At 66.8% G+C, this 11,704-nt stretch carries 13 protein-coding genes; 8 read left to right on the top strand and 5 right to left on the bottom strand.

The annotated features are described in order from the left end of the window. Window positions 1-25 precede the first annotated feature (25 nt). The 6 genes from BJF89_RS02700 to BJF89_RS02675 all read left to right on the top strand — a co-directional run bounded on the left by BJF89_RS02700 (window position 26) and on the right by BJF89_RS02675 (window position 5,275). Entirely contained in the window at window positions 26-538 is a 513-nt protein-coding gene (locus BJF89_RS02700; RefSeq protein ID WP_075812004.1) for an SdpI family protein, read from the top strand. A 156-nt stretch (window positions 539-694) separates the two neighbouring features. Further along, window positions 695-1,111 (top strand): hypothetical protein, encoded by a 417-nt coding sequence (locus BJF89_RS02695; RefSeq protein ID WP_075812002.1) that lies wholly within the window; start codon window positions 695-697, stop codon window positions 1,109-1,111. A gap of 189 nt (window positions 1,112-1,300) precedes the next feature. Further along, on the top strand, window positions 1,301-1,948 hold the full coding sequence (locus tag BJF89_RS02690) for a DUF4143 domain-containing protein (protein WP_075812000.1): 648 nt from the start codon (window positions 1,301-1,303) through the stop codon (window positions 1,946-1,948). Window positions 1,949-2,058: 110 nt separating this feature from the next. Beyond that, window positions 2,059-3,321, top strand: a complete 1,263-nt coding sequence (locus BJF89_RS02685; protein ID WP_075811998.1) for an ATP-binding protein — start codon at window positions 2,059-2,061, stop codon at window positions 3,319-3,321. A gap of 11 nt (window positions 3,322-3,332) precedes the next feature. Then, the gene (locus tag BJF89_RS02680; RefSeq protein WP_075811996.1) at window positions 3,333-4,274 is read left to right on the top strand and encodes a ribokinase; all 942 of its coding nucleotides are present in this window, start codon (window positions 3,333-3,335) and stop codon (window positions 4,272-4,274) included. Between the two features lie 11 nt (window positions 4,275-4,285). Continuing rightward, window positions 4,286-5,275: a bile acid:sodium symporter family protein gene (locus tag BJF89_RS02675; protein WP_075811994.1), complete on the top strand. Its 990-nt coding sequence runs from the start codon at window positions 4,286-4,288 to the stop codon at window positions 5,273-5,275. Window positions 5,276-5,306: 31 nt separating this feature from the next. Here BJF89_RS02675 and BJF89_RS02670 read toward each other — a convergent pair whose 3' ends face one another. Together BJF89_RS02670 and BJF89_RS02665 are read right to left on the bottom strand one after the other, a co-directional pair. After that, window positions 5,307-6,788, bottom strand: coding sequence for an RNA-binding domain-containing protein (locus tag BJF89_RS02670; protein ID WP_075811992.1), 1,482 nt, complete (start codon window positions 6,786-6,788; stop codon window positions 5,307-5,309). Between the two features lie 11 nt (window positions 6,789-6,799). Beyond that, on the bottom strand, window positions 6,800-7,363 hold the full coding sequence (locus BJF89_RS02665) for an NUDIX domain-containing protein (RefSeq protein WP_075811990.1): 564 nt from the start codon (window positions 7,361-7,363) through the stop codon (window positions 6,800-6,802). Window positions 7,364-7,434: 71 nt separating this feature from the next. Between BJF89_RS02665 and BJF89_RS02660 the strand changes: the two genes are divergently transcribed. Beyond that, window positions 7,435-8,442 (top strand): iron-siderophore ABC transporter substrate-binding protein, encoded by a 1,008-nt coding sequence (locus BJF89_RS02660; protein ID WP_075811988.1) that lies wholly within the window; start codon window positions 7,435-7,437, stop codon window positions 8,440-8,442. Window positions 8,443-8,457: 15 nt separating this feature from the next. Here BJF89_RS02660 and BJF89_RS02655 read toward each other — a convergent pair whose 3' ends face one another. From BJF89_RS02655 to BJF89_RS02645, 3 genes are read right to left on the bottom strand one after another with little or no spacing between them, the layout of a single operon-like run. Then, a complete protein-coding gene (locus BJF89_RS02655; RefSeq protein WP_075811986.1) occupies window positions 8,458-8,802 on the bottom strand; it encodes a branched-chain amino acid transporter permease in 345 nt (114 codons plus the stop codon). Next, window positions 8,795-9,538: an AzlC family ABC transporter permease gene (locus tag BJF89_RS02650; RefSeq protein WP_075811984.1), complete on the bottom strand. Its 744-nt coding sequence runs from the start codon at window positions 9,536-9,538 to the stop codon at window positions 8,795-8,797. The genes BJF89_RS02655 and BJF89_RS02650 overlap by 8 nt, the downstream gene beginning before the upstream one ends. After that, window positions 9,535-10,986, bottom strand: a complete 1,452-nt coding sequence (locus BJF89_RS02645; RefSeq protein ID WP_075812123.1) for a CCA tRNA nucleotidyltransferase — start codon at window positions 10,984-10,986, stop codon at window positions 9,535-9,537. The genes BJF89_RS02650 and BJF89_RS02645 overlap by 4 nt, the downstream gene beginning before the upstream one ends. A gap of 97 nt (window positions 10,987-11,083) precedes the next feature. Between BJF89_RS02645 and BJF89_RS02640 the strand changes: the two genes are divergently transcribed. Beyond that, window positions 11,084-11,692, top strand: a complete 609-nt coding sequence (locus BJF89_RS02640; RefSeq protein WP_369803629.1) for an NUDIX hydrolase — start codon at window positions 11,084-11,086, stop codon at window positions 11,690-11,692. The last annotated feature ends 12 nt before the right edge of the window (window positions 11,693-11,704 follow it).

Genomic DNA, 11,704 nt, shown 5'->3' with positions numbered 1-11,704 from the left:
CAGTCATTGTAATAGACTGGTCGGCATGATCGTTCTCTCTGTCCTGCTGTTCATCCTGGGCGCTGCCGTGCTGGTCACCGGTGTGCTTGCCGTCACCGCAAAACTGCCGGGGAACAGGTGGGTGGGGCTGCGTATCCCGGAGGTGCGCAAGAACCGGGAGATGTGGGACACCGGCCACCGTATCGCCGGCCCGACGTGGACGGGAGCGGGCGTCGCCCTCATCGCCGCCGGCGTCGTCGGACTCCAGGGCGGATGGCTGTGGATTGTCTCCGGACTGCTGTTGGTCGGCGCACTGTTCCTGATCGGCATGGGTGCCGCGCTGGCGGCACAGACATTGGCGAAGATCGACCATGCGAAGGCTCAGCAGGCTGAACAACAGCGGGCCGCGGCAGGCTGCTGCTCGTCGGGGTCATCATCGTCCGACAGCTCCTGCGGCGGAGACTGTGACGGCGGCTGCGGTGGCCACGACAGCGTCACGCCTGTCGAACTGGACCTCGACGCCGCCCGCCGGGCTGTCGCATCACGGGACGAGGCGTAGATCCTCGGCTGCGGACCACGGCCGACGGCTGTACCCCCGGGGGCACCACGGAACTGCGGTGATATTCCCGGGGGAATTTATTTGAGAACGAAATAGATTCCTCCACTGATCTCGGGTCTACTATTCAGAAATCCCTCGAGACAGGAGAATAAGTCCATGACCCGTCGTTCAAAGATCCTCGTGATTGCTGCAACAGCCGCAACATTCGCCCTCACAGCGTGCGGCAGCAGCTCCGACGACGCCTCAGCACCGGAAACGGTTACGCAGGTCGTCACGCAGACCCCGGACGCCGCCCCTGCCATCGAACAGGCCGACGCCGCTGTGCCGTCCACCTCGGAGGCCCCGCCGGTCGTGGATCTGACGATCCCCGGCGGGCTCGAGGGAATGAACGGTCAGCTCGCTTATGAGCGGCTCACCAGTGAAGGATTCACCGGGGTCAACCCCACTTCCGTGGACCCGTCGCGTGCGATGCCGGTCCTGTACAACAACTGGACGGTCACCTCTGTGGAACCTGCCCCCGGCACGGCAGTGCCCTCGGACTCCACGATCATCCTCAACATGACCAAGGAATAGGCTGACATGGCCTCGCCTGTCTCCCGTCGGGAGCCTGTCGGATAGGTTCGTTGTCTATGCGTACAGGGACCGAGATCGACATTCCGGCCCAAATAGGGCAGCTTCTCGGCGAGTTCCCGGTGGTGCTCCTCCAGGGGGCAAGGGGTTCGGGGTTGTCCACGGTGGCGCAACAACTCGCCGTGACTCACGGTGGGCGGGTGGTTCCCCCGGTGGCGGGACATCCCGACGTCGGAGAAGGAACCGTTTTTCACCGTCATCGACCCGTTCGCCGGGTTCGACAATGCGGACAATCGTGAGGATCTGCTGGCCAGGTTGCACGCTGCGGCGGAAGGGACCCACCGCCCCGGCGCGTTCCTCATCACTTCCCACACCGACCTGCGACGGGAGACCGACATCCCGTGCTCGACGCTGTCTGGCTACCTCGACCTGCTGGAGAGGTTATTCACCTTCGTCATGGTTCCGGGGTGGACGCCGGGGCTCGGCGCGGAGGAAATACAGCGTCCGCTGGCCTTCCTGCCGGATGCAGGTCTCGCCGCGTACCTCGACGGGGCTGACGACCCGCTAGCCCACGTGCTTGCAACGCTGCACCGCCAGTCGGCGTGGTCGAGGGATCACTACCGGGTGTATCACTACCGAAACAGCAACGGCCGGTGTGGGGACTGCGTGGTCGAACTCGCCGACGGCAGGGTGATCGGCGTGCAGGTGACCTCGGCCCGTCGCATCCTGGTTTTCTCCGGGAGGACCTCGGCGACCGCTTCCTCGCGGGCCTCGTGTGCGACGTCCAGTAGCTTCCTGCAGATCCACGGTGGGAGTGCCTGCAAATCATCGATGGCGTGAGATATATTCTTACGTTTACCGTGATGAACTGGCATTTTCCTGCCTGCAAATCCACGGTGACAGTGCCTGCAAATCCACGGTGAGCGTCGGCACGGCGTAGACTTACAATCATGCCGACACTGATCCGACGAAATATCGCCCCGTGGGTCGACGACCTCCTGTCGCACTTCCCTGTGGTGGTCCTCCAGGGCGGCCGCCAGGTCGGCAAGAGTACGCTGGCCGGATTACTGGCCGAGAAGCGCGGCGGACGCGTCGTGACCCTGGACAATGACAACGCCCGGGCCGCCGCAACCGCTGATCCAGCCGGTTTCCTGGCGCTCAACGTACCGTCGTCGGCGCCGGGACCTCTGGTGATCGACGAGATCCAACGGGCACCCGGTTTGATCCTCGCGATCAAGGAATCCGTCGACGCGGACCGGCGACCGGGCCGGTACCTGCTCACCGGTTCAGCGGACCTCCACCGCATCGAGCGCACCCCGGACAGTCTCGCAGGCAGAAGCGTCTCGGTGAACCTCGGCGGCTTCAGTCAGGGTGAGCTCGCCGGTGTCTCGGAGGACTTCGTCTCGGCGGTCGTGGACGGTGCCGTACCCCGGCCCAGTACGACGGACAGGAACGGCTACGGCTCCGTCCTCGCGGCCGGCAGCTTCCCGGAGCTCCGGGTCCTGCCCGAGAGGATGCGGTCGGTCTGGCTCGATGCCTATGTGTCCAGCCTGGTCAACCGCGACATCGCCGAACTGATGCGGCTGACGGACCCGGCCCGGGTGACGTCGGTGCTCCGGCTCCTCGCAGCGAATCAGGCCGGCGAACTCGTCCGGGCCCGTCTCTCGAAGCAGACAAGCATCCCCGAAAGCACGCTCACCAGCTACATCCCCCTGTTGCGCAGCCTCTACCTCATCGACGAGCTTCCACCGTGGACGGCGAACCTCGCCCGACGTGAAATTGGGCGTCCAAAGGCCTTCCTGCCGGACAGTGCGCTGGCGATGCACCTGTCGGGGGTGACTCAGGGTCAGTTGGCGACGAATTCCGAGTACTTCGGGCAACTGCTCGAGGGGTTCGTCGCCGCAGAGCTACGACGCCAGCAGTCCTGGTCGAACGCCGATTTCCGGTTGTACTCCTACCGAAACAGCAATGACCGTGAGGTGGATTGTCTGGTGGAGCTCGGCGATGGCAGGATCATTGCCATCGAGGTCAAGGCGTCATCGACTCTGCGGTCCTCGCACTTCGGTCATCTGGCTTTTCTGCGGGACAAACTGGGGGACCGGTTCATCGCCGGGATTGTCCTGTCGACGGCGCAGGACCCTGTTCCGTTCGGTGACCGCCTGTGGGGCATGCCGGTCTCAGCACTGTGGGAGCTCGGCACCGCCGGCGGCTAGGCTGAAGCACCATGAGCGCCGCGTCTCTTCCTGCACCGTCCACCCCGGTCGTCATGGTCTGCGGATCGTTGAACGTCGACACTTTCGTCCGGGTCGACCGGTTTCCGACGGCGGGGGAGACCACGATCGCCTCGCCGAACGGTAAAGCCCTGGGTGGCAAGGGGGCCAACCAGGCAGTGGCTGCGGCCCGGTACCTCGACGGCACGGTCATCTTCCAGGCCACGGTCGGTATGGACGCAGACGGCGACGCCGCCCTGACCACCCTGACCGACTACGGCGTCGACGTGTCCGCCGTCGACCGCGCGCCGCAGGACGTCCCCACCGGCCAGGCGTTCATCATGAACGACCCGGACGGGGAGAACATCATCGTGGTCACCTCCGGAGCCAACGAGTACACCGTCCCGGCGACACAGGACGACACCGGCGATACAGCCGCCGCCGTGCTGCTGGCCCAGGGCGAGCTCACCCCGGAGCACTCCGCGGCCCTGCCGGGGTTGGCACAGCGCCTCGGAGCCCGGTTCGTCCTGAACCTCGCACCGGTGACCACCCGGGCCCCTGACCTGCTGGCCGCGGCGGATCCGCTGGTCCTCAACGAGTCTGAGGCGGCGGAGGTCTTCGGTACGGCGTCGGACGCCACAGCTGTCGCCGACGCCGCTGTCGCCGCAGTAGATGCCGGCGTCGCGACGTCCGTGCTCATCACCCTCGGCGCCCAGGGGGCGGTCCTGGTCGCCCCGGAAGGCCGTACCGACATCAGCCCACTCCCCGCGGACAACGTCGTCGACACCACCGGCGCGGGCGACGCGTTCTGCGGAACACTCGCCGCCGCCCTGGCGGAAGGCGAGGATCTCGTCACGGCGGCGCACCTGGCGTCCGCGGCAGGGAGCCTGGCGGTACGCGGCCGAGGTGCCGCACCGTCCTACGCCGGGCGGGACGAGGTGCGCGGCCTGCTCTAGACTGTCTCACCATGAGGAACTTCATCAACCGCATCCTGGGATACCGTCCGGATCTGCTGATCATCCTGATCGTCCTGGGCGTCGTCCTCGCATTGCTCTTCCCCGCCCGCGGAACCGGCGCGGAGATCATGGACTGGGTCGTGAAGATCGCGATCGGCCTGCTGTTCTTTCTCTACGGTGCCCGCCTGTCCACCCGCGAGGCACTCAACGGGCTGAAGCACTGGCGCCTGCACCTCCTGATCCTGGCATTCACGTTCGTGGTCTTCCCCCTCGTCGGACTGGCGCTCATGCCACTCAAGGGTGTGATCGGCGATGATCTCTACCAGGGCATCCTCTTCCTCACCCTGGTCCCGTCCACGGTGCAGTCCTCCGTCGCCTTCACCTCGATCGCGCGGGGAAACATCCCCGGCGCGATCGTCAGCGCGTCGGCGTCGAACCTCATCGGCGTCTTCGTGACGCCGCTGCTCGTCCTCCTGCTGATGAGCGGCACCGACGGTGGACTGCACATCGACACCTCGGTCTTCGTCGACATCGCCCTGCAGCTGCTCGCGCCGTTCATCCTGGGCCAGGTGATGCGCAAAGTCCCCGGGGTGGCGAAGATCGCCGGGGCGAAACCCACCGGCTATGTGGACAAGATCTCGATCGGGCTGGTCGTCTACGTGGCGTTCTCCGAGGGCATCGTGATGGGCGTGTGGAGTTCGGTGTCCTGGATCGCCATCGTCGGTATCTGCATCGGCTCCGTGGTCGGGGTCTACGCCATGCTGTGGCTGACATCGTGGACGGGACGACGCCTCGGCTTCGACTACAAGGACCAGGTCGCGATCCAGTTCTGCGGGACGAAGAAGTCCCTGGCGTCCGGCCTCCCGATCGCGGCCGTGCTCTTCAGCGGCGGGGCGGGCCTGATCATCGTGCCCTTGATGATCTTCCACCAGATCCAGCTGATGATCTGCTCGGGACGTGCGGCCAAATACGCTGCCGAGCAGCCGGAGAACACCTGGTAGTCACCAGGCGGGCCCTGGATGACCGACGGGCTCACCCCGCTGCGCTGCCCGGCACCAGCGCCGCCACCCGGTCGGAGAACCGCCACTCGTCGCGGCGTCGGGCGGTCCGCTGCAATACCCCACGCTGCGCGAGCCACGTCATCAGCGACCGCGCATCCGCCTCACCGGCCTGTTGCAGCAGGGCCGCCAGCTCGAGGTCCACGGTCCCGGCCGCCATCAGATGGCGCAGCACCACCAGTGTCGCCGCGTCGCGGGCCACGCCGCGGCCGTACTCGGCACGCACGGCGCTCAGCAATGAGACGAACTCCATGTCCGGCTCACCGTTGAACAGGGTCACATCCACCGCGTCCTCTTTCGCGTCGACGGTCGGTGGCTCGAACCCCGCCGACAACATCGCCAACCACATCCGGTCGAAACCACGGGACGACCACCGTTCCAGCCCCAACAGCTGCATCGCGTTGAGCAGAGCCGGATTACGTGGCTGCGAGGGACCGGACAACAGTCGGTCGGCGGTGTTTCCGCCAGGCAGACCACCGGGGGAGTGGACCCGGATCATCTGCGGGGACTGGAAGACCACCACCGGCTCAGGACGTGACCAGTCCCGGTGCACCAGGGCGTTGGTGATCGCCTCATCGGCGGCGGCCGCCGGAATCGACGAGTCGTCATGCGCCCTGACCAGGTCACGCAACGATGTCGCCGACAACACCAACGGCAGGTCCAGGAGCGTCTCGGTCGGCGGGTGCGCCGACTCCGTGTCACCGGCCCGGTACAGGTGTCGGGCCCCCGGCGCCCGGTGGAAGAGGAGTTCTGCCGCGACGGTCGGGGCACCGTCGTCAGTCAGCAGGTCCAGTTTCGCCAGCAGGCCTGTACCAGTGCCGTCGCCGTTGGGCAGCGTGCCGGCACGTTGCGCCGTGGCCAGCAGTTCACGGCCCGCCGCCAACGCCTCCACGTCATAGTCCTGCAGAGGAACCGACGACGGCTCCGCCGTGTAATCGGGGTTTCCGCGGGCCCGTGCGAGGAGTTCCTTCGGCTCGCCCTCGAGAGGGAGGCAGGCGTCCCCGACACGGTGCCGGACGATCTCGTCGGGCCCCGTGTGCACCGCGAGCCCTGCGGGGACACGGATCACGATGATCCGTGCGCCATGCGCGTAGGCGTCCCAGGCGTCCACTGTCAGGTGGGGGCGCGTACCGGTGAAGATCAGGTGTGCGATCTCCGCCGGGTCACGGTCAGTACCGTTGAAGGCATCGGGCCCCGGTGTCCGGTCGGCGATGCCGAAGACGATGAAACCCCGTCCCGCCGAGCCGTTGGCGAAGCAGCACGCGGTCTTGACCAGCATGTCCGCGGCCTTCTCGTCCGGGCGACGCGTCGGGGTGTGGGTGGGGTCCTCCTTGAAATCCAGGACGCTGGACTCCAGGTCGTCCGCCACCGCCCCGTCCAGGATCCGGTCGAGGGCCTCTGCGACATCGCGGGGAAGTGCACGTTGACGGCCGGGCGCGTCCCCTGCAGGTTCCATGGTCGGAAGGACTATATCCCGCGGATGTCGCCGGCGACCGGCCGAGACCGCTTCACGTACCCCATCCGTGGCCGGAAGCCCGCCGGATGCTTCAACTGCGCGACACAGTCGGCGATGACCAGCCGGAACCTCGGGTCCATCGCCGGCAACTGGGCCACCGGGAACCACCCGACCTCAACGGACTCCTCGTCGTTGACCCGCGGTTCGCCAGCACTGTCCGGGGTGAGGACGCACCGGACCGTGGTGTCCATGAAACTGCAGATGTCCCCGTTGGGATAGGTCACCGGGCCGACCGCGCCCGTGCCGATCAACGCATCGACCTCGACCGTCAGGCCGGTTTCTTCGGCGACCTCCCGCACGGCCGCGTCCGCGACCTCCTCGCCCGGGTCAATGATGCCGCACACCGGGGTCCAGCGGCCGTCGTCCGCCCGTTTGACCAGCAGGACGTCCGGCGTGGCGTACACCGGCGCGTCCTCCGCCACGTCCCGGACCACGACAGCGGTGACTCCCGGCAGCCACAGTGGTGCGTGGCCGACCTTGTCGCGGAGCTCGGAAATAAAAGACGGGGTACCCATGGCAGACGAGTCTAATACCCGTGACGTCTCCGCGCTGTTCCCCGGACCGAGGTTACGGTACCTTTACCTCCATGAGACGCTCACTGCTGCGCATCGGCGCCGCCACCACCGCCCTGGCCACCGGAATTGCACTGGCCGCCTGCACCTCCGACGATGAGGGTGCGGACGGCAACGGCTCCGGGGACGCCACCTCGACCGCGACCGATTCCTTCCCCGTGTCGGTGCCCACCACGTTCGGCGACATCGAGATCCCCGAACAGCCCACACGAATCGTCGCCCTGGGCTGGGGCGACGCCGACATCGCCCTCAACCTGGGCGTCCAACCAGTCGGTGCCAGTGACTTCCTCGAGTTCGGCGGCGACGGTGTGAGCCCGTGGAATGAGGAGACCTATGATGAGTCACCCGAGATCCTCTCCGGCGGCGGCAACCAGGACGTCGACGTCGAGAAGATCGCCGCCCTCGACCCGGATCTCATCCTCAACGTGAAGTCCGCGAGCGACCAGGAGACCTACGACCAGCTGTCCGCGATCGCGCCGACGATCTCCGCCCCCAAGGGCGACGAAGGCTACACCGTGACCAGGGACACCCAGGTCGACATGATCGCCACGGCACTCGGTGAGTCCGCCAAGGGCGACGAGATCAACCAGGAGGTCGACGACGCCATCGCGCGCGTCCGGGACGACCATCCGGAGTGGGCCGAGAAGACGGCCTCCGTTGTCTCGAAATACGGTGAAGGCTGGGCCGCGTACTTCGAGGGCGACGGTCGCATGGACCTGCTGACCTCGCTCGGATTCACCGAAACCGGCAACGTGGAGAAGACGCCGGACACTTTCTTCACGCAGCTCTCCGACGAGAACCTCGACACCGCCGACGCGGATGTCGTCGTCGGCTTCCCGATCGGCATCACCCGGGAGGAGCTCGAGAACCTGGGCCCGTGGAAGAGTCTCGGCGCGGTGAAGGAGGGCCACGCCATCGTCGCCGACGATGACCTGTCCCAGGCGTTCTCTCTCGGTTCCCCCGACTCCGTGCTGTGGGCACTGGAGCAGATGACCCCGAAGCTCGAGGACGCCACGAGCTAGAATCCCCCGAGCGTCTCAGAACACCACGTTCACCAGCAGCATGTAGATCACCGTGCCGAACAGGATCGACATCGTCGCTGAGCGACGCCACAGGTGCAGTGCCGCGGTCGCCCCCACCGCGATCACGGCCGCGCCGACACCGCCGGGGTTCTCCGTGGAGTTGACCAGGGTGTACAGCACCAGCACCGTCATCACACCGGCGGGCATGGCGATCCCCAACCACGCGACCAGAGCTGATTCGCGGAAGTAACGCATCGCCGCAAACGGCAGGGCACGCAGCAGCAGAGTCACCAGGCCGACCCCGCCCAGGATCAGCAGGGTGTTGGTCAGGTCCACGCCCTCGGGAAGTCCACTACTCATCGCCGGAACCCTCTCCCCGTGATCCCCGCGTCCCCTGTGACCGCTGGGACCGCTGTGACCGCTGCGTCCACAGGAACCGTCCCACCAGGTACACGAAGTACAGCGACAGTCCGATCAGCAGCATCTGCTCCTGGCTCACCGCATAACCGACCGCCCCTGCGACGACCGCGACGACGGGGAGCCACACATCCCGGCTGACGTCCAACGCCTCGATCGCCAGCACCACGAACAGTGCGGTCAACGCGAAGTCCAGGCCCACCAGATCCAGCGGCAGTGCCGAGCCGACCAGCGCGCCGACCACGCCGAAGACCACCCAGGCGGACTGGCAGAACATCTGCACCGCCATGACCCGCGGCTGGGTCCACACGGACTTCTTCTTCGTGGACAGGATCGCGTAGGTCTCGTCCGTCAGCGAGTAGATGCCGTAGGCCTTCGCCACCGGCGAGCGCACCGCCTCCACCGGGTAGCTCAACCCGTAGAACACGTGACGGAAATTCACCAGGAACCCGTACAGGGCCGCGGACAGGGGAGCGACTCCACCGGTGACCAGTGTGATGGCCAGGAACTCCATGGACCCGGCGTAGAGCACGATGCTGAACACCGGCGTCCACCACCAGGCGAATCCGGTCTGGGTGACCAGGAGTCCGAAAGCCAGCCCCAGGGGAATCAGTCCGAGAGCCACGGTCCAGCTGTCCTGGATCCCTTTCCTGAACTCCGCGGATGCGGCAGGGCTCACTGGTCCTCCCACCAGCGTTTCAGTTCGGCGATCGCCTCGTCCCGTTCCATGGGGCCACGGTCCAGGCGCAGTTCCTTGAGAAACGCCCACGCCTTGCCGACCGCCGGTCCAGGCGGCAGGTCGAGGATGGTCATGATCTCGTTGCCGTCCAGATCAGGCCGGACGGCGTCAAGATCCTCCTGTTCCCTGAGTTCGACGATCCGGGTGTCGAGGTCCTCGACCGCGCGCTGCAGCCGGGCGGCCTTGCGTTTGTTCCGGGTGGTGCAGTCCGCACGCACGATGACCTGCAGCTGGGGGAGGAGGTCACCGGCGTCGGCGACATAGCGCCGCACCGCCGAATCGGTCCATGCACCGTCACCGTAACCGTGGAAACGCATGTGCAGGAACACCAGTTGACCGATGTCCTGGATCTGTCGTTTCGGGTACTTGAGGGCCTTGAGACGCCGACGCGTCATCCGGGCACCGACCACCTCGTGGTGGTGGAACGTCACCGCGCCGGAGTCGGTGAATTCGCGGGTGTCGGGTTTACCGATGTCGTGCATCAGTGCGGCCCACCGCAGCACGAGCCGGTCGGCGTCAGAGACCTCCGAGGCGTCCCCCATGCGCCCCTCCAGCTCCGTGGCGTTACGCAGGACCTGGAGGGAGTGGGCGTAGACGTCCTTGTGCTGCCGGTGTTCGTCCTGGGTGAGCTTCAGTGCGGGCAGCTCCGGCAGGACGTGGTCGGCGAGCCCGGTGTCAACCATCATGTCCAGGCCCGTCCAGGGCTCCGCACCGAGCATGAGCTTGTTCAGCTCGGCGGCGACCCGTTCAGCGGTGATCCGCCCGATCTGGTCCGCCATGTCGGTCATGGCGGTGCGCACCCGGTCGGCCACGGTGAACCCCAGCTGCGAGGCGAAGCGGCAGGCACGGAGCATGCGCAGCGGATCATCGTGGAAGGACTGCTCGGGCGCGGCCGGCGTGTCGAGCACTCCGGCGACGAGGTCGTCGAGCCCGTTCAGCGGGTCGCGGAGTTCGTGTCCGCCGTCGGCGGAGAGTTCGAGGGCGATGGCGTTGCAGCGGAAGTCGCGGCGCACCAGGTCACCGTCCAGTGTGTCACCGAAGGTGACCTCGGGATTGCGTGACGCCCCGTCGTAGGCGTCGGCGCGGAACGTGGTGATCTCGACGATCAGACCGTGGAACATCGCCGACACGGTGCCGAACTCGATACCGGTGTCCCAGACGGTCTCGGCGACCTCGTCGAGGATCTCGGTGACGACGTCCGGCCGTGCGTCGGTGGTGAAGTCCAGGTCGAAGTCGTGCTCGGTGAGGCGCCCGAGCAGCGCGTCGCGGACAGAGCCGCCGACGAGGTAGAGCCGGTGGCCACGGGAGACGAACGCCTCCGCGAGTGCGGTGAGCGTCCGGTCGGTCCTGTCGTTGTCCTTCACCGCAGACCATGCGGTGGCGAGCATCGTCGCTGCGTCCTGCTTCTCCTGCGTCTGCCGTCCCGTCACCCCCCGGATTTTACAGTTCCCACAAACCGCCCCGCAGGCACTACCCTTGTTCTCCATGAACCAACGGCGTAATCGCTCTGGCCGCTCCGGCGGGAGCTCCTCACGGCCGGACCAGCGCCGGTCTCCGGCACGCTCCGTTCAGCAGCGTGACCACAGTGAACTGCCGACCTCGGTGGAGACCAGTGCCGGTGGCCTCGTGCTGTCGGGACTCGCCGAAGCGGTGCGGGGGGACGGGTCGGTGGACCTGTCGCGGATGTACGTCGCCCTCATCGGACGCCTGGACCGTCGCGGACGGCTGCTGTGGTCGATCCCGAAAGGCCACATCGAGCCGGACGAGTCCCACCACACCACCGCGGAACGTGAGGTGTGGGAGGAGACCGGCGTCAGTGGGGAGGTCGTCAGCGATCTCGGGACGATCGACTACTGGTTCGTCTCGGAGGGGCGCCGGATCCACAAGACGGTGCACCACCATCTGCTGCGCTACGTCGACGGCGACCTCAATGACGAGGACCCGGAGGTCACCGAGGTGGCGTGGCTGCCGGTGAGCAACCTCGTCGAGCGTCTCGCCTATGCCGACGAACGCAAGCTTGCCCGTCAGGCCCACGACCGGTTGCCCGACCTCGCCCGCGCGGAGGCGAAGGCCGGGCGGCGCACGCCGCGGTAGTGATGCGGCGGT

This window comes from Corynebacterium sp. CNJ-954 (genome assembly GCF_001942345.1).
Classification (GTDB): domain Bacteria; phylum Actinomycetota; class Actinomycetes; order Mycobacteriales; family Mycobacteriaceae; genus Corynebacterium.
The sequence above is the reverse complement of the archived record's forward strand: the minus strand, read 5'-3'. Positions and strand labels throughout refer to the sequence as shown.

What these genes read in the sequence shown, in the direction of transcription:
- BJF89_RS02680 (WP_075811996.1), top strand. Translation starts at nt 3,333, where the DNA reads ATGAGCGCCGCGTCTCTTCCTGCACCGTCCACCCCGGTCGTCATGGTC.
- BJF89_RS02660 (WP_075811988.1), top strand. Translation starts at nt 7,435, where the DNA reads ATGAGACGCTCACTGCTGCGCATCGGCGCCGCCACCACCGCCCTGGCC.
- BJF89_RS02645 (WP_075812123.1), bottom strand. Translation starts at nt 10,986, where the DNA reads ATGCTCGCCACCGCATGGTCTGCGGTGAAGGACAACGACAGGACCGAC.
- BJF89_RS02665 (WP_075811990.1), bottom strand. Translation starts at nt 7,363, where the DNA reads ATGGGTACCCCGTCTTTTATTTCCGAGCTCCGCGACAAGGTCGGCCAC.
- BJF89_RS02670 (WP_075811992.1), bottom strand. Translation starts at nt 6,788, where the DNA reads ATGGAACCTGCAGGGGACGCGCCCGGCCGTCAACGTGCACTTCCCCGC.
- BJF89_RS02655 (WP_075811986.1), bottom strand. Translation starts at nt 8,802, where the DNA reads ATGAGTAGTGGACTTCCCGAGGGCGTGGACCTGACCAACACCCTGCTG.
- BJF89_RS02640 (WP_369803629.1), top strand. Translation starts at nt 11,084, where the DNA reads ATGAACCAACGGCGTAATCGCTCTGGCCGCTCCGGCGGGAGCTCCTCA.
- BJF89_RS02700 (WP_075812004.1), top strand. Translation starts at nt 26, where the DNA reads ATGATCGTTCTCTCTGTCCTGCTGTTCATCCTGGGCGCTGCCGTGCTG.
- BJF89_RS02675 (WP_075811994.1), top strand. Translation starts at nt 4,286, where the DNA reads ATGAGGAACTTCATCAACCGCATCCTGGGATACCGTCCGGATCTGCTG.
- BJF89_RS02685 (WP_075811998.1), top strand. Translation starts at nt 2,059, where the DNA reads ATGCCGACACTGATCCGACGAAATATCGCCCCGTGGGTCGACGACCTC.
- BJF89_RS02695 (WP_075812002.1), top strand. Translation starts at nt 695, where the DNA reads ATGACCCGTCGTTCAAAGATCCTCGTGATTGCTGCAACAGCCGCAACA.